This is a genomic window from Sorangium sp. So ce119 (assembly GCF_051524405.1).
GTDB classification, from domain to species: Bacteria; Myxococcota_A; Polyangia; order Polyangiales; family Polyangiaceae; genus Sorangium; species Sorangium cellulosum_G.
This window is the reverse complement of sequence record NZ_CP150310.1, coordinates 3,535,910-3,554,083: the sequence shown is the minus strand read 5'-3', so window position 1 is coordinate 3,554,083 and position 18,174 is coordinate 3,535,910. Positions and strand designations below refer to the sequence as shown.

The 18,174-nt window shown below is 71.6% G+C and carries 13 protein-coding genes and 1 pseudogene; 10 read left to right on the top strand and 4 right to left on the bottom strand.

Annotated elements, in window-relative coordinates:
* Positions 1 to 176: 176 nt before the first annotated feature.
* Positions 177 to 1,379 (bottom strand): FAD-dependent oxidoreductase, encoded by a 1,203-nt coding sequence (locus WME76_RS13275; protein WP_437960495.1) that lies wholly within the window; start codon positions 1,377 to 1,379, stop codon positions 177 to 179.
* Positions 1,380 to 1,492: 113 nt separating this feature from the next.
* On the opposite strand from WME76_RS13275, the gene WME76_RS13270 reads away from it, so the two are divergent.
* Both WME76_RS13270 and WME76_RS13265 read left to right on the top strand, forming a co-directional pair.
* Positions 1,493 to 2,461, top strand: coding sequence for a LysR family transcriptional regulator (locus WME76_RS13270; protein WP_437960494.1), 969 nt, complete (start codon positions 1,493 to 1,495; stop codon positions 2,459 to 2,461).
* Between the two features lie 150 nt (positions 2,462 to 2,611).
* Positions 2,612 to 3,814, top strand: a complete 1,203-nt coding sequence (locus WME76_RS13265; RefSeq protein WP_437960493.1) for a cytochrome P450 — start codon at positions 2,612 to 2,614, stop codon at positions 3,812 to 3,814.
* Positions 3,815 to 3,816: 2 nt separating this feature from the next.
* Here WME76_RS13265 and WME76_RS13260 read toward each other — a convergent pair whose 3' ends face one another.
* Complete coding sequence (locus tag WME76_RS13260; RefSeq protein ID WP_437960492.1) at positions 3,817 to 6,138, bottom strand: nitric-oxide reductase large subunit; 2,322 nt, start codon at positions 6,136 to 6,138, stop codon at positions 3,817 to 3,819.
* 205 nt (positions 6,139 to 6,343) lie between these two features.
* Between WME76_RS13260 and norR the strand changes: the two genes are divergently transcribed.
* Positions 6,344 to 7,891, top strand: a complete 1,548-nt coding sequence (gene norR / locus WME76_RS13255) for a nitric oxide reductase transcriptional regulator NorR (protein WP_437960491.1) — start codon at positions 6,344 to 6,346, stop codon at positions 7,889 to 7,891.
* 439 nt (positions 7,892 to 8,330) lie between these two features.
* On the top strand, positions 8,331 to 9,737 hold the full coding sequence (nhaA, locus tag WME76_RS13250) for a Na+/H+ antiporter NhaA (RefSeq protein ID WP_437960490.1): 1,407 nt from the start codon (positions 8,331 to 8,333) through the stop codon (positions 9,735 to 9,737).
* Between the two features lie 31 nt (positions 9,738 to 9,768).
* Here the strand turns inward: nhaA and WME76_RS13245 are convergent.
* Together WME76_RS13245 and WME76_RS13240 are read right to left on the bottom strand one after the other, a co-directional pair.
* A pseudogene (locus tag WME76_RS13245) lies at positions 9,769 to 9,894 on the bottom strand (trehalose-phosphatase); the annotation flags it as partial.
* On the bottom strand, positions 9,891 to 10,871 hold the full coding sequence (locus WME76_RS13240) for a BON domain-containing protein (protein WP_437960489.1): 981 nt from the start codon (positions 10,869 to 10,871) through the stop codon (positions 9,891 to 9,893). The pseudogene WME76_RS13245 and the gene WME76_RS13240, both read right to left, overlap by 4 nt.
* 457 nt (positions 10,872 to 11,328) lie before the next feature.
* On the opposite strand from WME76_RS13240, the gene WME76_RS13235 reads away from it, so the two are divergent.
* The 6 genes from WME76_RS13235 (at position 11,329) to WME76_RS13210 (ending at position 18,142) form a co-directional block, all read left to right on the top strand.
* Entirely contained in the window at positions 11,329 to 11,892 is a 564-nt protein-coding gene (locus tag WME76_RS13235; protein WP_437960488.1) for a hypothetical protein, read from the top strand.
* Positions 11,893 to 12,022: 130 nt separating this feature from the next.
* Positions 12,023 to 12,733 (top strand): hypothetical protein, encoded by a 711-nt coding sequence (locus tag WME76_RS13230; RefSeq protein ID WP_437960487.1) that lies wholly within the window; start codon positions 12,023 to 12,025, stop codon positions 12,731 to 12,733.
* Positions 12,734 to 12,953: 220 nt separating this feature from the next.
* Positions 12,954 to 13,847, top strand: coding sequence for an SRPBCC family protein (locus WME76_RS13225; RefSeq protein WP_437960486.1), 894 nt, complete (start codon positions 12,954 to 12,956; stop codon positions 13,845 to 13,847).
* 228 nt (positions 13,848 to 14,075) lie between these two features.
* Positions 14,076 to 14,915 carry an inositol oxygenase family protein gene (locus WME76_RS13220; RefSeq protein ID WP_437960485.1) on the top strand — a complete coding sequence of 280 codons (840 nt, stop codon included), beginning with the start codon at positions 14,076 to 14,078 and terminating at the stop codon, positions 14,913 to 14,915.
* A gap of 439 nt (positions 14,916 to 15,354) precedes the next feature.
* Positions 15,355 to 16,656, top strand: a complete 1,302-nt coding sequence (locus WME76_RS13215; RefSeq protein ID WP_437960484.1) for an endo-1,4-beta-xylanase — start codon at positions 15,355 to 15,357, stop codon at positions 16,654 to 16,656.
* A 292-nt stretch (positions 16,657 to 16,948) separates the two neighbouring features.
* Positions 16,949 to 18,142: a polysaccharide deacetylase family protein gene (locus tag WME76_RS13210; protein ID WP_437960483.1), complete on the top strand. Its 1,194-nt coding sequence runs from the start codon at positions 16,949 to 16,951 to the stop codon at positions 18,140 to 18,142.
* The last annotated feature ends 32 nt before the right edge of the window (positions 18,143 to 18,174 follow it).

Sequence of the window (18,174 nt, the reverse complement as noted above, 5' to 3'; positions counted from 1 at the left end):
GACGGAGGGGGCTCTCCACCGCCACCACGAGCGGCTCAGCAGGCCCCCCCGGCTCGCACCTTCGTCCCCGCCTCTCTCTCCGGCTGGTCGCCGACCTCGTACCTGCTAGGTTCGAGGCACGCCGCCCACCTCGTTCGGACTGCGCGCCACCTCCGCATCCATCCCCACGCCTCCCGCTACGCCGTCCCCGCCTCCCAGTCGATCCGGTACGCATACGCGCGCTCCTGCGCCGCCGCCCCGAGCCGCAGGAACAGCGGCAGCGCCCTGTCGCGGAGCCACTCGGCCACCGGCCCCGCGACCGCCTTCCGGTTGCCCATTCGCCGCGCCTGCCGGACGATCGCCTCGACGCGCGGCCGCCGCGCTCGCTCGAAGGCCGCGAACGCCTGCTCCGGGTCGGGCTCGTCGCGGAGGCACCTCGCGAGGAGCATCCCGTCTTCCATGGCCAGCGAGGCGCCCTGGCCGGCGTGCGGCGTCGTCGCGTGCGCCGCGTCCCCGATCAGGCACACCCGGCCGTCGTGCCAGCGCGGCATCGTGAGGATGTCGTGGAGCGGCCACGGCCCGAGCACCTCCGGCGTCGCGCGCACCACGTCGGCGATCCAGCCAGGATCGCCCTCGTGCAGCGCCAGGATGCGCTCGCGCACCCGCCCGGGCGCCGCGCCCCTCCCCGGCTCGGGCTCCCCGCCGTTGTGGAACCACCATATCTCGCCGTCCGGCGCCGCGAACGCCCCGAAGAACGCGCGCCGGCCAAACACCATCACGCTCCAGCTCGGCTCGATCGGCGCGCCGGGGCAGCGCGCGAACCCGCCGAAATCGATGAGCCCCGTGTACCCCGGCGCCGGCGCGTCGGGCACCGCGCACGCCCGCGTGCGCGAGCGGAACCCGTCGCACCCGATCAGCACGTCCCCGCGCGCCTCGCCGCCCTCGCCGCCCTCGCCGAACCGCGCCGCGACCTGGCGCGGATCCGACCTGTCGACGTCGGTGAGCCGCATCCCGTACCGGATCGCGACGCCGCGCCGGACCGCCTCCTCCGCGAGCGCCGCGTGCAGCGCGCCGCGCCGGATCATCACGAGCCCCGCCCCGAACCGCCGCGCCGCCTCGCGCTGGTCGATCTCGCCGATGCGCCGGCCGCGCGCGTTCTCGAACCGCATCCCCACGAAGGGCGCGCCCCGCGCCCGCACCGCCTCCGCGACGCCGAGATCGGCGAGCACGTTCATCCCGTTCGGCGCGATGCCCAGGAAGGCGCCCTCCTGCTCCGCCGGCGCCTCCCGCGCCTCGAAGATCGTCACCTCGACGCCGATCCGCCGCAGGAACATCCCGAGCACCGGGCCCGCGATGCCCCCGCCGATGAGGATCGCGCGCCGCACATCCCGCTGTGTCATCCCGAAATCTCCTCTCGATGCCTCGATGCCTCGATGTCTCGATGTCCGGGCCAGCATGGGTGCGACTCACGCTCATTGCCAGTGATGATCCGTGATGATAATCGTCACTGCCAGTGAATATATCGGCGATCGACCTCAATCTGCTGCTCGTCCTCCACGCGGTGCTCGAGGAGCGGAGCGCGGCGCGCGCGGCGCGGCGGCTGCGCGTCACGCCCTCGGCGGTGAGCAACTCGCTCGCGAAGCTGCGCGCGCTGCTCGGCGATCCGCTGGTCGTGCGGAGCGGGCGCGGCCTCGCGCCGACGCCCCGCGCGCTGGAGATCGCGCCGCGGCTCCGCGCGGCCTTCGGGGAGATCGCGGGGGCGCTCGAGGGGGAGCGCTCGTTCGACCCGAAGGCGACAACGCGCGCGTTCGCGATCGCGTGCTCGGACGTCGACCAGATCTGCAGCTTGCCCGCCGTCGCGCGCTCGTTCGCGGCGGAGATGCCGCGCGCCGCCCTCCGCGTCGTCAGCGTCGACCACCTCGAGGCCTCGGGCGGGCTCGGCGGAGGCGAGATCGACGCGGCGATCGCGCCCGCGCACCCGCTCCCGCCCGGCCACCACGCCGCCGACCTCTTCGAGCAGGACAGCGTCTTCGTCGTCCACCGCGATCACCCGTGCGCCCGCCGCCGGCTGACGCGCGAGCGATTCAACGCGATGCGCCACATCGACATCCACGTCGCGCTCGGGCGCGGCGGCATCGGCAACCGGGCCGCCCAGGAGATGCTCGCGGCCCACGGGCTTCGCCGCGAGATCGCCGTCACCGTCCCGACCTTCTTCGCCGCCGCCGTCGTCGCCGCGAGCACCGATCTCGTCGCCGGCATGCCGCGCCGCCTTGCCGAGGCGCTCGCGCAGGTCGCGCCGCTCGCCATCGTCGAGCCGCCGGGGCCCGGGATGGTCTTCCGCATGCAGCTCGTCTGGCACGAACGGACGCACCTCGACGAGGGCGCCCGCCGCTTCCGCGAGATCGTCATCGCCGCCCTGCGCGCCCCCCCGCGCGCGCGGGGGGGGCGCGCGGCGGAGACACGACACGGCTCGCCTCGATGATCTATTGCCTGGAACGCGCGGCGCGTGGCATATCTGAATGGGGGGCCCGGCGCATTACACCAATACGGCGCTCCCCCGATCGAGACGTCCGCTCTTCGGATGGCAGCCCCGAGCGCCCCGCGCTGGACGGGCGGCCGGGAGGCAGCTCCGATGAATTCTCTGATTGATTTGCTGGCCCCGGAGTTCCGCGCGGATCCGTACCCGGTTTACGCCGAGATGCGACGCGCGAGCCCGGTCTGCCAGGTCGAGCCCGGCGGGATGTGGCTCGCGACCCGGTATGATGACGTGCTCTTCATCCTGAAGACCCCGGAAGTCTTCTCCTCCGAGGGCTTCAAGGCGACCCTGGAGCCGCCCTGGGTCGGATACAACCCGCTCGGCAACTCGATGCTTGCCCTGGACCCGCCGTCGCACACGCGGCTGCGCGGCCTGATCCATCGCGCGTTCGGGGCTGCCACCGTCGCCCGGATGGCCCCGCGCCTCCACGCCGTCGCCGCGGAGCTCGCGGACGGCCTCGTGGGCGAGGTCGACTTCGTCGACGCGCTCGCGAACCCGCTGCCGGCGTTCGCCATCGGCGAGATCCTCGGCTTCGATCACGCGCTCCGCGCCGATTTCAGGCGGTGGTCCGACGATATCGCCGCCATCACGCCCGAGCCCCTCGACCCGGAGCAGCCCCGGCGCGTCCGGACGACCATCGCGGAGCTGACAAGGTACATGACGGCGGTCATCGAGGAGCGGCGCCGCGCGCCCACGGACGATCCGGTGAGCGATCTGGTGCGCGCCGAGGTCGACGGGCAGCGGTTGACGGACACCGAGATCGTCGAGTTCCTCTTCCTCCTCCTGATCGCCGGGCTGGAGACGACGACGCACCTCCTCGGTAACTCGCTGCTGTTCCTCGCGGATCACCCCGACCTGATGCAGCGGCTGCGCGCCGACCCGGCCCTGATCCCGCTCTTCGTCGAGGAGATGATCCGCTTCGATGGCCCGATCCACATGATCCCCCGGATGACGACCACCGAGGTCGCGATCTCCGGGGTGACCGTGCCGCGCGGAGCGCTGCTGTTCCCGGTCCTGGCCTCGGCCAACCGGGACGAGAAGCGGTTCAAGGATCCGGATCGTTTCGATTTGCACCGTGGCGCCCAGGGAGCTCTACCTTTCGGCCACGGCATTCACTTCTGTATCGGCGCGGCGCTGGCCCGCCTGGAGGCCCGGGCGACGATGGAGGCCGTGATCGCGCGGTTCCAGCGGATCGAGCGCGTCCCGGGGGAGATCCGCTATAACCGCGTCTTCACGATCCGCGGCCCCGTCGCCTTGCCGCTCCGGTTCATCCCCGCCGGCGGCTCGCCCAGCGCCTGACGTCAGGCCGCCGGAGCGCGGCTCGCGACCGGAGCGGGCATCTCGCCCGCCTCGCCCGCCGCCGCCTCGGGCCTCGCCGAGGCGGCGCTCGCCGGCCGGCGGGTGAAGAGCCCCGCGACGAACCACACGAAGGCCGCCACGCCGACGATGAACAGGCTGTCTCCGACGAGCCGCATCCAGCGCAGCCCCTCGAGCACCGGCTGCTGCAGGAACTCCGCGCTCCGCGCATACCAGAGCCCGCGCTCGACGCTGGCCCACGCCTGCGCGAGCCCGATGGGCAAGAGGCTCAGGAGGATCATCAGCCCGAGCCCGCCGTTCATCCCCCAGAACGCCACCCGGAGCCGCCCGTCGCTCCAGGCGGCGTGCGGGAACAGGCGGCGGAGCATCACGAGCACGAGGCCGAGCGAGAGCAGCCCGTAGACCCCGAACAGGGCGGCGTGCGCGTGCACGGGCGTCGTGTTGAGGCCCTGCATGTAATAGAGCGCGATCGGCGGGTTGATGAGGAATCCGAACACGCCCGCGCCCACGAAGTTCCAGAACGCGACCGCGACGAAGAACTGGATCGGCCAGCGATAGGCCTGCATCCAGGCGCTCCGGTCCTGCATCCGCCAGGTCTCGTGCGCCTCCATCCCCACGAGGACGAGCGGCACCACCTCCAGCGCGCTGAAGCTCGCGCCCACGGCCATCACCGAGACCGGCGTGCCGCTGAAGTAGAGGTGGTGGAACGTGCCGGGGATGCCCGAGACGAGGAAGATGCAGGTGGACAGGATCGCGGCGCGCGCCGCGCTGTCGGGCCGCACGAGGCCGAACCGCGTGAACAGGAACGCGATCGCCGCCGTGGCGAAGACCTCCATGAACCCCTCGACCCAGAGGTGCACGACCCACCAGCGCCAGTACTCCATGACCGACAGGTGCGTCTTCGCGCCGTAGAACAGGCCCACACCGTAGAACATCCCGATCGCCACCGTCGCGCCGGTGAAGAGCAGCACGATGTGCCGGCTCAGGTCGCGCCGCGCGAGGGCGGGCCAGAGCGCGCGCAGCATCAGGAAGAGCCAGAGGATGAGGCCGCCGAAGAGGGCGATCTGGAAGGCGCGGCCGAGGTCGACGTACTCGTAGCCCTGGTGTCCGAACCAGAAGGACATCTCGAGGGCGAAGCGCTGCTTGACCGACAGCCACTCTCCGGCGAGCGAGCCGAAGACGACGAGGACGAGCGCCCCGAAGAGGACGTTCACGCCGAGCCGCTGCCCCCTCGGCTCGCGCCCGCCGACGGCCGGCGCGAGGAAGAGCCCCGCCGCGAGGAAGGCCGTCGCGATCCAGAAGACGCCGAGCTGGACGTGCCAGGTGCGCGTCACCGCGTACGGGAGGTAGTCCGCGACCGGCAGCCCGAAGACCTCGTGTCCCTCGACCGTGTAGTGCGCGGTCAGCGCGCCGAGCGCGACCTGGAGCACGAGCAGCGCGACGACCACGACGCAGTACTTGCCGACGGCGCGCATCGACGGGGTGAGCTCCCACCCGCCCAGCGGATCGCGCGCCGGCGCGGGGGCGGGCGGCTCCTCGGCGCGGCGGAACGCGTGATACCAGACGAGGGCGCCGATCCCGGCGAGCAGCAGCACGATGCTCACGATCGACCAGATCACGTTGGGCGTCGTGGGGACATTGCCGATGAGCGGCTCGTGAGGCCAGTTGTTCGTGTAGCTCGCGCCGGTGCCGGGGCGCTCCGCGGCGCAGGCCCACGCGGTCCAGAAGAAGAACGCCGTCAGCTTGTCGCGCCGCCCCTCGTCGGGCACCGCGCCCGTGTGCAGCGCGTAGCTCTCGCGCAGGCCGGCGAGGCCCGGCTCGTCGCCGAACAGCGCGCGGTAGTGCGCCGCGGTCTGCTCGATCGCGATCGCGCGATCGTCGGACACCGTGAGCGTGCCGGTCGCCGGGTCGAACCCGTTGTGGCGCATCGTCTTCTGGAGGCGGGCCTTGAGCGCGGCCTGCGCCTCGTCGGGCAGCGCCGCGAACGGCGCGCCGTGCTCTCGATGGCTCCAGATCGCGAGGAGCGCCTCGGCCTCGCGGTGGAGCCAGTCGGCCGACCAGTCCGGCGCCTGGTAAGCGCCATGCCCCCAGACGCTGCCGACCTGCTGTCCGCCGATGCTCTGATAGACGAGCTGCCCGTCGAGGAGCTCGTCCTTCGTCAGCAACACCCTGCCGGACGGCGTCTGCACCCGGTCCGGGATCGGCGGGGCCTTGCGGTACACCTCCCGTCCCATGAAGCCGAGAATCAAGAATCCAGCGGTGATGACGGCGGCGAGCGCCAGCCAGAGTCGCCTTAGGCTATGCATATCGACCTCGTTGTTCGCGTGAGCAGCAGCGCACCCGCGCCTTCCGCGGCGCGGCGCCGGTGCTCCGGTCGTGACAGGAGGCCGTGAAGCAGGCGGCGTGCCTCACCTGCAAGTGCTTGTTTTTGTTGAACCAAGCCGCCTTCGTTGTCGATTCCGCAACAGCTTTCCGTTGTAGATTCAGCAACGACGTTGTACATTCGACAACATGGCGAATCTGGAGGCGCTGCTGTCGGTCGCGCTCGATCTCACGACGTCGCTGGGGGCCGAGGATCGCTACCGGCGCCTGCTCGAGGCGGTGCGGCAGGTGGTGCCGTGCGACGCGGCGTGCCTGATGCGGTATCGGGACGGCGTGCTCGTGCCGCTCGCGGCGCACGGGCTCGCGCCGGAGGCGCTCGGGCGCACGTACCGCGCGCGGGAGCACCCGCGGCTCGACATCCTCTGTCACGCCGCGGCGCCGGTGCGCTTCCCGCCGGACACCGATCTTCCGGATCCGTTCGACGGGCTGCTCGCGTCGGACGCGACCTCGCTGGCGCACGTCCACGCCTGCCTGGGGTGTCCGCTGCGCGTCGAGGGCGCGCTCCTCGGGCTGCTCACCGCGGACGCCGTCGACCCGCGCGCCTTCGAGCGGGTCGACGAGGAGACGCTCTCGTGGCTGAGCGCGCTGGCCGGGGCGGCGGTGCGCACGAGCCAGCTCATCGACGCGCTCGAGCACAGCGCCGAGCGGCTCGGCCTGGTCGCCGACGACCTCCGGCGGGCCGCGGAGCGCGAGCGGGGCGCGGGGCTGCTCGGGACGAGCCCGGCGATGGAGAAGCTGCGCGACGAGATCGCGCTCGTGGGGCCGTCGGATCTCACGGTGCTGATCACGGGCGAGACCGGCGCGGGCAAGGAGCTCGTCGCGCGCGCCGTGCACGCGGCGTCGGCGCGGCGGGGCGAGCCGCTGCTCCACGTGAACTGCGCCGCGCTGCCCGAGTCGGTGGCCGAGAGCGAGCTGTTCGGCCACGTGCGCGGCGCCTTCACCGGCGCGGAGCACCACCGGCCCGGCAAGCTCGAGGTCGCCGACGGCGGCACGCTCTTCCTCGACGAGATCGGCGAGCTGCCGCTGTCGATCCAGCCGAAGCTCCTGCGCGCGCTCCAGGAGGGCGAGGTGCAGCGGGTCGGCGCCGACCGGTCGCTGCGCGTCGACGTCCGCGTCATCGCGGCCACGAACCGCGACATCGAGAGGGAGGTGGCCGAGGGCCGCTTCCGGGCCGATCTGTTCCACCGGCTCAACGTCGTTCGCGTCGCCGTGCCGCCGCTGCGCGAGCGGCGGAGCGACATCCCGCTGCTCGCCGGCCACTTCTGCGACGAGGCGCGCGCGCGGCTCGGCGTCGGCCCGGTGCGGCTCACGCCGGCGGCGCGCGCGCTGCTCGTGAGCGGCGCCTGGCCGGGCAACGTGCGCGAGCTGGAGAACACGCTGTTCCGGATGGTGCTGCAGGCGTCGCGCGGCGTGCCCCGCGGGGCGCCCGTGGTCGTCGAGCCCGGCCACCTCGGCGCGGGCCTCCCGGCGGCCGCCGCCGGCCGCGGCGGCGAGGCGCCGGAGGAGGCGCCGCTGCACGCGGAGGCGCCGCTGCACGCGCAGGTGGACGCGTTCCAGCGCGGCCTCATCCAGCGGGCCGTGGCCCAGCACGACGGCAACTGGGCCGCCGCGGCGCGCTCGCTCGGGATGCACCGCAGCAACCTGCACCACCTCGCGAAGCGGCTCGGGCTCCGCTGAGGCCGCGCGCGGCGCGCGCGTCCGCCGCCGCGCCCCAAGGCCACCACCGCGGCGAGATCGAGAGCATCCCGCGTCATCCATCACCTCCCGGACCTGACGATGCGTCGCGGCCAGCTCACATTCCACGCTGCGCATCCGGATCGAGCTCACCGCGCCGGGGCGGGCGCTCAGGGTCCTCCCCAGCGGGGCCCCGGCCGGTCCGTGGCGAGGTACCGGGCCTGTCCGCGGCCAGGCACCTCAGCTCTCTCCGCAGCAGCGCAGCCGGCTCTCGGAGCGCAGCGGGCACCGGCCCGGCTGGCTCGTTCGCGCTGGATCCGACGGCCCGGACGAGTATCCTCCGGCGCGGGTGTCGTGGCCGTGGAGCGCCGCGACAGGTAGTCACGGGACGGTCGGGCCGCCTTCCCCCAACGCGCGACGGCGCTCGCGTCCTGGCGGTCCATTGCATCGATCCCATCCTCAGCTCGCTCCCGGAACCTGGGCCCCCGCGCGACGCCTCGCCCAGCGCGTCCTCGGCCCGCTCGATCGCTTCCTCCACGTCGAGGCGGCCAGCGGGATCGTCCTCCTGATCGCGTCCGTCGTCGCCCTCGCCTGGGCGAACTCGCCGTGGGGCGACGCGTACGAGCACCTCTGGCACATCCCGATCACGATCGGCGTCGGCTCGTTCGTGTTCGCGCAGCCCCTCCACTTCTGGATCAACGAGGGGCTGATGACGATCTTCTTCTTCGTCGTCGGCCTGGAGATCCGGCGCGAGATCCACGAGGGAGAGCTCGCGGATCTCAAGCGCGCGGCGCTGCCGGTCGCCGCGGCCGTGGGCGGCATGATCGCGCCCGCGCTGCTCTACCTGTCGCTCAACGCGTCGCCGGCCTCGCGGCACGGCTGGGGCGTCCCGACGGCGACGGACATCGCGTTCGCCGTGGGCGTGCTGGCCCTGCTCGGCAAGCGCGTGCCCCCTGCCCTGCGCGTGCTGCTGCTCGCGCTCGCGATCATCGACGACATCGGCGCGATCATCGTCATCGCCCTCTTCTACTCGTCGGGCGTCGCGTGGACCGGGCTGCTCATCGCCGCCGGCGGAGGGCTGGCCGTGCTGGTGCTCCAGCGCTTCGGCGTCCGCCGCCCCGCGGCCTACGTGGTGCCCGGCGCCGTGCTCTGGTGGGGCATGCTCCGCGCCGGCGTCCACCCGACGATCGCCGGGGTCGTCGTCGGCCTGCTGACGCCGGTGCGCTCCTGGTTCGGCAGCCACGGGTTCCTCACGGCGGCCCGCCGCGTGCTGGACGAGGTCGGCGAGCTCGCCGGGCGCGAGGGCCACCGGGCCGACGATCTGCTGAGCCCCCTCCGGCAGATCAAGACGGCCCAGCGCGAGGCGCTGCCGCCCGTCCTCCGGCTCCAGGCGGCGCTCCACCCGTGGGTCGCCTACGGGATCATGCCGCTGTTCGCCTTCGCCAACGCCGGCGTCCGCGTCGACGGCTCGTCGCTGGGCCACGGGGCCTCCGGGACGATCCTGCTCGGGGTCATGCTCGGGCTGGTCGTCGGCAAGCCGCTCGGCGTCTTCCTCGCGAGCTTCGCGATGGTCCGGCTCGGCGTCTGCGCCCTGCCGCGCGGCGTCGGCTGGCGGGGGATCGCCGTGGTGGGCTGCGTCGCGGGCATCGGCTTCACGATGGCGATCTTCATCGCGGGCCTCGCCTTCGACGACCCCGCGAAGCTCGCCGCGGCCAAGCTCGGCATCCTGGTCGCCTCGACCATCGCGGCGGTGATCGGCCTCCTCGTCGGCCGGCTCGTGCTCTCGGGGGCCCCGGTGCCCGGCGCGGCGCGGACGCTCCAGGAGGCCGAGACGTCGGCGGAGAAGTAGCCACGTGCTCGCCGGCGAGCTCGGGCTCGACCGTGCGGTAGTGCCACGCGAGGGTCGCCGTCTTCTCCTCGATGAAGCTGCCCGCGGTGCGCCGGGTGAAGGCCTCCAGCAGGGTCCGGACCTCGCCCTTCCAGCCGGCCGAGGTGGGGAGGTTCAGCGGCGCGCCAGGTCGTTCGCCATCGGGCGCGCCGTGCTCTGCTGTGCGCCGGTCGTGCCGGTCGTGCCCATCGTACCGATCGCCGAGGTGGCCGTCGTCGTCGCGCCGGGGCGCTGGACGCGGATCTGGTTGTGCACGTCATCGACGCCGCGCACGCTCTCGGCGATCTGCTCGATGATGCGCTTGTGGTGGCGCTCGTTCACCGAGCCCTCGAGCGTGACCTCGCAGTTCTGCACGCGCACGGTCACCTCGCTGGGATCGATGTCGTCACGATCCGAGAGCATCTCACAGATGTCCTCGAGGATGCGGCTGTCGGAGCGCCTGTAGCCCTTGGGCCCACGGCCGAGCGCGCTGCGCACGCGGTCACCGGCGCTGCTCAGCGCGCCGCTGACGCTCTGCATGGCAGAGCGGCCCGCGTCGCGCACGTCGCGAACGAGCCCCTGACCGAAGCCGCGGTCCTGGTCGCGCCCCCAGCCGCGCTCCTGTTCCCGGCCATAGCCGCCGTAGCCCCGCTCCTGTTCCCGGCCATAGCCGCGCTCCTGTTCCCGGCCATAGCCGCCGTAGCCCCGCTCCTGTTCCCGGCCATAGCCGCCGTAGCCCCGCTCCTGTTCTCGGCCGTAGCCGCGCTCCTGTTCCCGGCCGTAGCCGCCGAAGCCGCGCTCCTGTTCTCCGCCGTAGTCGCGGCCGTAACCGCGGCTCTCCTCGCGGCCGTAGCCGCGGCTCTCCTCGCGGCCGTAGCCGCGGCTCTCCTCGCGGCCGTAGCCGCTGAAGCCACGGTCGTAGTCGCCGTGGCCGCGCTCGCGTCCAGCAGCGAAGCGGCCCTCATCAAGAGTGTAGTCACCGTAGCCGCGCTGCGTCGCACGCCCGTAGTCGCGGTCGTTGTCGCGACCCGGAGCGCGGCTCTCGTCCCGGTCCCATCGATCCCAGTCGCGATCGCCCTGTCCGTAGTTGATGTCCCTGTCGAATCGATCTCGCATGGCACCGCTCCTTGTCAGCGTTGTTCAGCCACGAAAGCGCAGCGTGCTCGCGACGGCTCTGCGACAGCGAACAGCACGCTCAGTCCATCGCGTGGACCGCTACGGTGGGGCGCACCTCCATGAATCGCAATGAGGAACACGCCTTATCTCACGCCGGGATCGACCCGAGCACGGATGGACACATCAGGCGAGGGCTGAAGAGCCCGCTCCCTGGGCCAAGAGGCCGCTGAGCTCGGGCCCCGACCGGGCCCGGCGCAGGCCTCGTTCGCCCGCGCGCCGCGATCAGGGCATGAATTTGCATGCGATCGTCATGTGCCCCCATGAGCAGGGCACCGCAGCCTCTCAGCTCGGGTGGCTGCCGTCATGCGCACATCGACTCGAGCGTGGGTGAAGCAACCCTGGATCCAGAAAAGGAGGATTCGTGATGTTCCACAGGACCGCATCATTACTCGCCGCGATGGCCGCCGCCGCGCTCGTGGTCGCCTGTGACCGGAACCCCGGTGAGGACGTCGTGCAGGCCGGCAAGGAGTCGCAGGAGGAGATCGCCCGCATCCAGCGTGAGGCGGATCGGAAGGTCGCCGAGGCGCAACGGGAGGCCGATCAGAAGATCGCCGAGGCCAGGAAGAAGGCCGGGGAGGAGCAGGCCGGCGCGCAGAAGGACGTGGCCAAGGAGCGCCGGGAGCTCCAGGAGGCGCTCAAGAGCGCGCAGCACGACACGAAGGAGGAGTACATCGAGTATGCGCGCAAGCGGGCTCGGCTCCTGGAGCTGCGGACGGCGGAGCTGAAGGCGCAGGCTCCCACCATGCCCGCGGCGGATCGGGGCCCCGTCGACCAGGGGCTGCAAGACATCGAGGCGAAGCACCGCGAGGTGATCGGGACCCTGAACGCGCTCAGCAAGGACACGAAGCAGCCATGGAGCTCGGCCAAGGCCGACATCGACAAGAAGCTGAGCGAGCTCGAGCAGCGCATCGACGCGGTGGGCGGCACCCCCACGATGAAGCCGACGACGCCCGCGAAGTGAGCGTCGCCCGGCAGAGGCGCCCGGCGCGCGTGGCGCACCCGATGCAGTGCACCCGATGCAGTGGAGGTGCAGTGGAGTGGTGAGCGCGCGTCGCGCCTCGCAAGGGCGTCGGCGCGAGAAGGGGGGAATCATGGCGACGATGGGGCCCGAGGATCGTGAACGGTTCGCACGGAACGAGGACGCCGGGACGAAGACGATACCGAGCGCCCGCCTGAGCTCGGAGCGGGTGGGATCACCGAGGGTCTTGCTCGGCGGCTCGCTGGCCGAGGTGGCGTGCGGGGCGGCGACGGTCGTCCTGGCGATCCTCGCGCTGACGGGGACCATGCAGGGCTACCTCGTCCCGATCGCCACCATCGCCCTCGGCATCGCGCTGCTCGCGCACGGCAGCGCCGTCGCCGCGCGCCTCCGCGATCTCGCCGTCGGGTGGGACACGCGCGCCGAGCTCGGCGGCGGCACCGGCGCGGAGCTCATCGGCGGCGCGGCGGGCGTCGTGCTCGGCATCCTCGCGCTCGTCGGCATCGCCGCGCCGGTGCTCCTCCCGGTGGCGGTGATCATCTTCGGCGGCGCGCTCCTGCTCGGCGGCGGCGCGACCGCCGACCTCGGCGCGCTCGACGCGCCGGGCGCGCACGAGCGCCTCGGCGACGTCTCCCGCCAGGCGTCGGTGGCCGCCTCCGGCCTGCAGACGCTGGTCGGCGCCGGCGCTGTCGTGCTCGGCATCCTCGCGCTCGTCGGCATCGATCCCGTGGTGCTCACGCTCGTCGGCCTGCTCGCGCTGGGGTCGGCCGTTGTCCTCAGCGGCACCACGGTCTCCGGCCGCATGGCCGCCATCCTGCGGCGCTGACCGGCGCGGGAGCCGGCGCGCGCCGCCTCCGGAGCGCGCGCCCTCGAGCGCCGCGCGCCCCATAAGGCCCACCCCGACCGCTCAATCCGCACGAGCCTGGGTGTCGGCTGCGGGGCGACGGGCCCATCTGCCCTGCGGTGCCGGGTTTCGAGCTTTCACGGCGCGCGGAGCGGGTCTCATCCCGGGGCCGCAGCCGGACGAGGTACGGAGGAGAACCACGATGAACGTCTTCGACAGGGTGCTGCGATCGGTGGGTCTACGCAGGCGGCACGATCTCGGCGACACGGCGGTCGTCGCGGCCGCGCTCGGCCTCGGCGCCGGGCTGATGTACACGCTCGACCCCGCGGGCGGCGCGCGACGTCGGGCGACCGCCGTCGACAGGGCCGTGGGCCTCGCGCACCGCGCGGGCGCGCTGCTCGACGAGCGCCCGCGCGACCTCGCCCCGACCGGCGAGCGGCTCGATCTCACCCGGGCGAGCGGGTCGCCCGCCGCGCGCTTGCTGCTGGGCGCGCTCGGCGTGGGGCTCGTGGGCTACGCGATCAGGCGCCGCGGTCCGCTCGGGGCCCTGCTCGGCGTGGCCGGCGCTGCGCTGCTGCTCCGGGAGATCGGCGACCGACCGGCCAGGGGCGCGCTCGACGTCGGCGCGCCCCGCCCTGTCGTGGCCTTCCGCAAGACCATCACGGTGCGCGCGCCGATCCGGGACGTGTTCCTGTCGTTCATCCAGTTCGAGAGCTTCCCTCGGTTCCTGTCGCACCTGCGCCGGGTGGAGACGGTGGGCGACGGCCGGATGCGCTGGACCGCCGTTGGCCCGGCGGGCATCCCTGTGACCTGGGACGCCGAGCTGACGCAGCTCGTGCCCAACGAGGTCGTCGCCTGGCGGAGCTTGCCCGGCGAGGCGATCGAGAGCGAGGGCATCGTGCGGCTCGAGGAGGATCCCGAGGGCACCCGCCTCCACATCGGGCTGTCGTACACCCCGCCCGCGGGCGCCGTCGCGATGCTCTTCGGCGCCGATCCGGAGCACGCGATGGATGAGGACCTCGCGCGCCTCAAGACCCTGATCGAGGAGGGCAAGACCACGATCCACGCCGATGAGGTGGCCCTCGGCGACCTCTAGAGCGCCGATCAGCTCGAAGCACCCAGGAATGAAGAGATTCGAACCACAGAGCCACGGAGCACACAGAGGAACAACACAAAAACTCTGTGCCCTCTGTGCCTCTGTGGTTCGTTTTCTCGGGGTTTCAACCTGCTCGGTGTCCTGACGCCGCTTCGGCCGAGCACGCGGATCGCGACGTCTCGACCAGGCGCTAGCGCTGGACGGAACAGCGCGCTATGCGCCGGCGCGATGAGCGAGCAACGTGAGCAGACGTCGGGCGTGGAGGGGAGCGCGGCGCGCGTCGCCGCGGGAACGCAGGGAGCCTCGCCGTTCCGCGACTACGGCGCCGAGGCGAGGCCGGGCGTGAAGGAGCTTTACCGGCTGAACCACGAGGGGCAGACGCTGGCCTTCGTGCAGGAGAAAGAGCGGCAGTACCTCGGCCTCGACCGGCGCCGGATGGGCATGTGGGAGGCGCTCGAGCTGCTCGATCAGGTGGTCGACGACAGCGATCCGGACACGGAGCTGTCGCAGGTCGCGCACGCGCTCCAGTCCGCGGAGGCGGCGCGGCGGGACGGGCAGCCGCGGTGGTTCGTGCTGACGGCGCTGATCCACGACGCCGGGAAGATCCTGTGTACGTGGGGCGAGCCGCAGTGGGCCGTTGTCGGCGACACCTTCCCGGTGGGCTGCGCCACCTCGGACCGGATCGTCTTCCCCGAGCTCTTCGCGCGGAACCCGGACACGGCGAACCCGGCGTACCGGACGCCGTGCGGGATCTACGAGGAGGGCGCGGGGCTCTCCCAGGTGCACATGTCGTGGGGGCACGACGAGTATCTGTATCATGTGGTGAAGGACCACCTGCCGCTCGAGGCGCTCGCCATGATCCGATATCACTCGTTCTACGCGGCGCACCGCGAGGGCGCGTACGGACACCTGATGAACGAGCAAGATCGGCGGATGATGGAGTGGGTGCGGCGGTTCAACCCCTACGATCTGTACTCGAAGGCCGACGCCCCGCCCGACGTGGAGCGGCTGAAGCCGTTCTACGAGGACCTGATCGAGGAGTTCCTGCCGGCCGAGCTCCGCTGGTGAGGGGCCGGCGGAGGCGCTGTCTTCGACCGGTCACCCCGCCTGTCCCATCGACCCCCACAGCGCACCGCGGCGGAGGACGTCGAGCAGGCCTGCGCGCCGAGCCGAGGTCAGCGGCGAGCCAGGCGTCGGGCGTCCTACCTGTCCGCCTGGGACGCACACTCTCATCAGAATAAAGTTCTGTGTCGAGACTGAATTGTTTGCCGGGGACCGATGTCTCTCGGCATCGCATCGTGACGCTGTGGGCCGGATGACGGCGGCCGATCGGATTCCGCTGCGGCACCACCTCGGGTGCCCGCCCGCGCGCGGTGTGGCCCCGGTGATGATCAAGGCGCCGCTTTGCGGGAATTGGAATTAGGATAGTAAGGAGTCTTTTTTTTCTTGAAAACTGCGCCGTTTCGCGAGAATTAGGGCGACCCCTTTTTCTCCGGAGGACGCGAACATGAGGTCAGGACCCTTTACCCTTCTACTCTCGGCATTCCTGTGTACCATCGGCTGCTCGGACGATGGTGACGGCGGGGCAGGAGGGGCCGGCGGCCAGGGCGCGACGAGCGGCACGGGCGGCGCGACGGGCGGCACCAGCACCTCGGCGGGCGGCACCAGCGCCTCCACGAGCGGCACGGGCAGCGCGACGGGCGGCACCAGCACCTCGACGGGCGACGCCAGCACCTCGACGGGCGACGCCAGCACCTCGACGAGCGGCACCGGCGGCAGCGGCGGCGGCATGGCCGTCAGGACGCCTGCTGCGAGCGCCAACAGCCTCAGGGAGGCCGGTGAGAAGGCGAACCCGCCCATCCTGATCGGCGCGGCCATCTCCGGCGGTGGTCTCAACAATGGAGACTACAAGCGCGTTGCTGCGGCCGAGCACAACTACGTGACCGCAGAGAACGAGATGAAGTGGGACGCGCTGGAGCCCAACCCGGGGCAGTTCAGCTGGGGCTCCGCGGACAACATCGTGAACTGGGCGCGCAGCAACAACATGAAGGTCAAGGGTCACACCCTGGTGTGGCACAACCAGCTGCCGGGATGGGCGAACTCCCTGAGCGGGGCGACGCAGGTAGAGCAGGCCATCCGCAGGCACATCGAGAACGTGATGGGCCACTTCAAGGACCGCATCGACACCTGGGACGTGGTCAACGAGGCGGTCATCACCGACAGCGACACCGGCGTCGGCAATCCCCGCATGAGGCCCTCGGTGTTCTTCAACGCGCTGGGGGACAGGTTCCTCGACCTCGCCTTCGAGATCGCGCGAGAGCAAGACCCGAACGCCAAGCTCTACTACAACGACTACAGCATCGACGCGCTCAACGACAAGGCCGACTATGTCTACGAGATGATCAAGGGGATGGTCGAGCGCGGAGTCCCGATCGACGGCGTCGGGTTCCAGATGCACATCGGCCCCCCGAACAACGAGGCCGGCGGCGCGGACGTGGCGGCAAACCTGAGGCGCTTCGCCGATCTGGGCCTGGACGTGCTGATCTCGGAGATGGACATCAACCGCTGCAGCAATCAGGTCACCGCAGAGGAACAGCTCACGTACTATCACGACATCGTCGAGGCCTGCTTCGTGATGCCGGAGTGCAAGGCCATCACCTTCTGGGGGATCAACGACGGCAGGTCGTGGCTCAACGGCTGGAGCGGGGCGCTGTGCAACGGGCAAAGCTCTCAGTCTCTGCTCTTCAATGACCAGTATCAGAAGAAAGAGACTTACAACAGGGTGATGGACGCCCTGATGGGCCGTTAGTCCCCTCCTCGGAACCGCGGGCGGCGGCGGCTCGACGCCGCCCCGCTGAGCGAGCTCGCACCGCCGCGGCCCGGCGCTCGCCGTCTCACAAGGAAGATTCGACGGGGCACCCCGTCGATGCGGCGCTCGCTCCCAACCCCCTGCTCACGAGATACCGACGCGACGCGTCAACTCGCATAGATGGTGATCATCTGCGCGGTTTGTGGGAATGTTTGTCACCATGTCAAAGCTTTCGCGATTACGCCTTCTCGGGAATTTTCCTGCATCATCGTCACTCGCGCTCGGTTCCCTTGTGTTGCTAGGCGCGCTGCACGTCAGCGGCTGCGGCGATGACGGGGATGGCGGGGGTGGCTCCGGCGGCAGCGGTGGCGGTTCGACCACGGAAGCCAGCGGCACGACGGGGAGCGCCACGTCCGGCCCTGCGAGCGGCAGCACCTCGACATCGACCGGGGGCCCCGACGCATCGAGCAGCAGCGCCAGCGGCACCGGCGGCAGCGGCGACGGCGGCGGCGGCGGTGACGTCGCGACGGGCGGTGGAGGCTCGGGCGGCGGCGTGCCGCCGGTCGACTCCGGCCTTCCGACGCCCCCCGGCGGCGCCGACGTGGCGAAGCCGTCCGGCGCGGCGGGCGGGTTCAAGGTCATCGACTGGGCGGGCTTCTCGGGGGCCGTGACGTACACGTTCGACGACGTGAACTCGAGCCAGATCCAGAACTACGAGACGCTGAAGGGGCTCGGCGTGCCGTTCACCTTCTACGTCTGGACCGGCAGGGCCGAGGCCAACGATCCGGTGTGGCAAAGGGCGCTGGACGACGGGCACGAGCTCGCCAACCACACGAAGAGCCACTCGAGCAACGACAGCGGCTCCGATACGGACGCCGCGACGCAGTGGCTCCGGGAGAAGTTCGACCTCACGCCGTGGACGATGGCGGCGCCGAACGGCGCGGCGGTGTACACGGGCATCGCCCGGACGCGCTTCATGATCAACCGCGGCGTGTCCAACAACCTGATCAGCCCGAACGACTCGACCGATCCGTTCACGCTGCCCACCTTCATTCCCCCGACCGGCGCTTCCACGGCGGTGATGGACGAGCAGGTCACGAGCGCGCGGACCGCCAAGAAGTGGCGCACCTTCTGTATCCACGGCTTCACCGGCGGGAGCGACAGCGCGTATCAGCCCATACCGCTCCAGGCGTTCGTCGATCACGTCAAGCACGTCAAGGAGTTCGGCGACGTGTGGATCGGCACCATGGAGAACATCGGCGCCTACTGGCGCGGCCAGAAGGCGATCACCTCCGGCACCAACATGATGGCCGGCCCCGACACGACCTACAGCTGGCAGCTCCCCGACAACTTCCCGCCGGGCAAGTATGTGCGCGTGACGGTCACCGGCGGCACGCTCAAGCAGAACGGCGTCCCGCTTCCCTGGAATCCGCGCGGCTACTACGAAGTGGCGCTCGATCCGGAGTCCGTCACGCTGTCGCCCTGACGCCAGCCGCCCGGAGCGCCGCGCCACCCCCG

Coding starts and splice junctions, on each gene's coding strand:
- WME76_RS13275 (WP_437960495.1), bottom strand. CDS start 1,379: ATGACACAGCGGGATGTGCGGCGCGCGATCCTCATCGGCGGGGGCATC.
- WME76_RS13265 (WP_437960493.1), top strand. CDS start 2,612: ATGAATTCTCTGATTGATTTGCTGGCCCCGGAGTTCCGCGCGGATCCG.
- WME76_RS13260 (WP_437960492.1), bottom strand. CDS start 6,138: ATGCATAGCCTAAGGCGACTCTGGCTGGCGCTCGCCGCCGTCATCACC.
- norR (WP_437960491.1), top strand. CDS start 6,344: ATGGCGAATCTGGAGGCGCTGCTGTCGGTCGCGCTCGATCTCACGACG.
- WME76_RS13240 (WP_437960489.1), bottom strand. CDS start 10,871: ATGCGAGATCGATTCGACAGGGACATCAACTACGGACAGGGCGATCGC.
- WME76_RS13235 (WP_437960488.1), top strand. CDS start 11,329: ATGGCCGCCGCCGCGCTCGTGGTCGCCTGTGACCGGAACCCCGGTGAG.
- WME76_RS13230 (WP_437960487.1), top strand. CDS start 12,023: ATGGCGACGATGGGGCCCGAGGATCGTGAACGGTTCGCACGGAACGAG.
- WME76_RS13225 (WP_437960486.1), top strand. CDS start 12,954: ATGAACGTCTTCGACAGGGTGCTGCGATCGGTGGGTCTACGCAGGCGG.
- WME76_RS13220 (WP_437960485.1), top strand. CDS start 14,076: ATGAGCGAGCAACGTGAGCAGACGTCGGGCGTGGAGGGGAGCGCGGCG.
- WME76_RS13215 (WP_437960484.1), top strand. CDS start 15,355: ATGAGGTCAGGACCCTTTACCCTTCTACTCTCGGCATTCCTGTGTACC.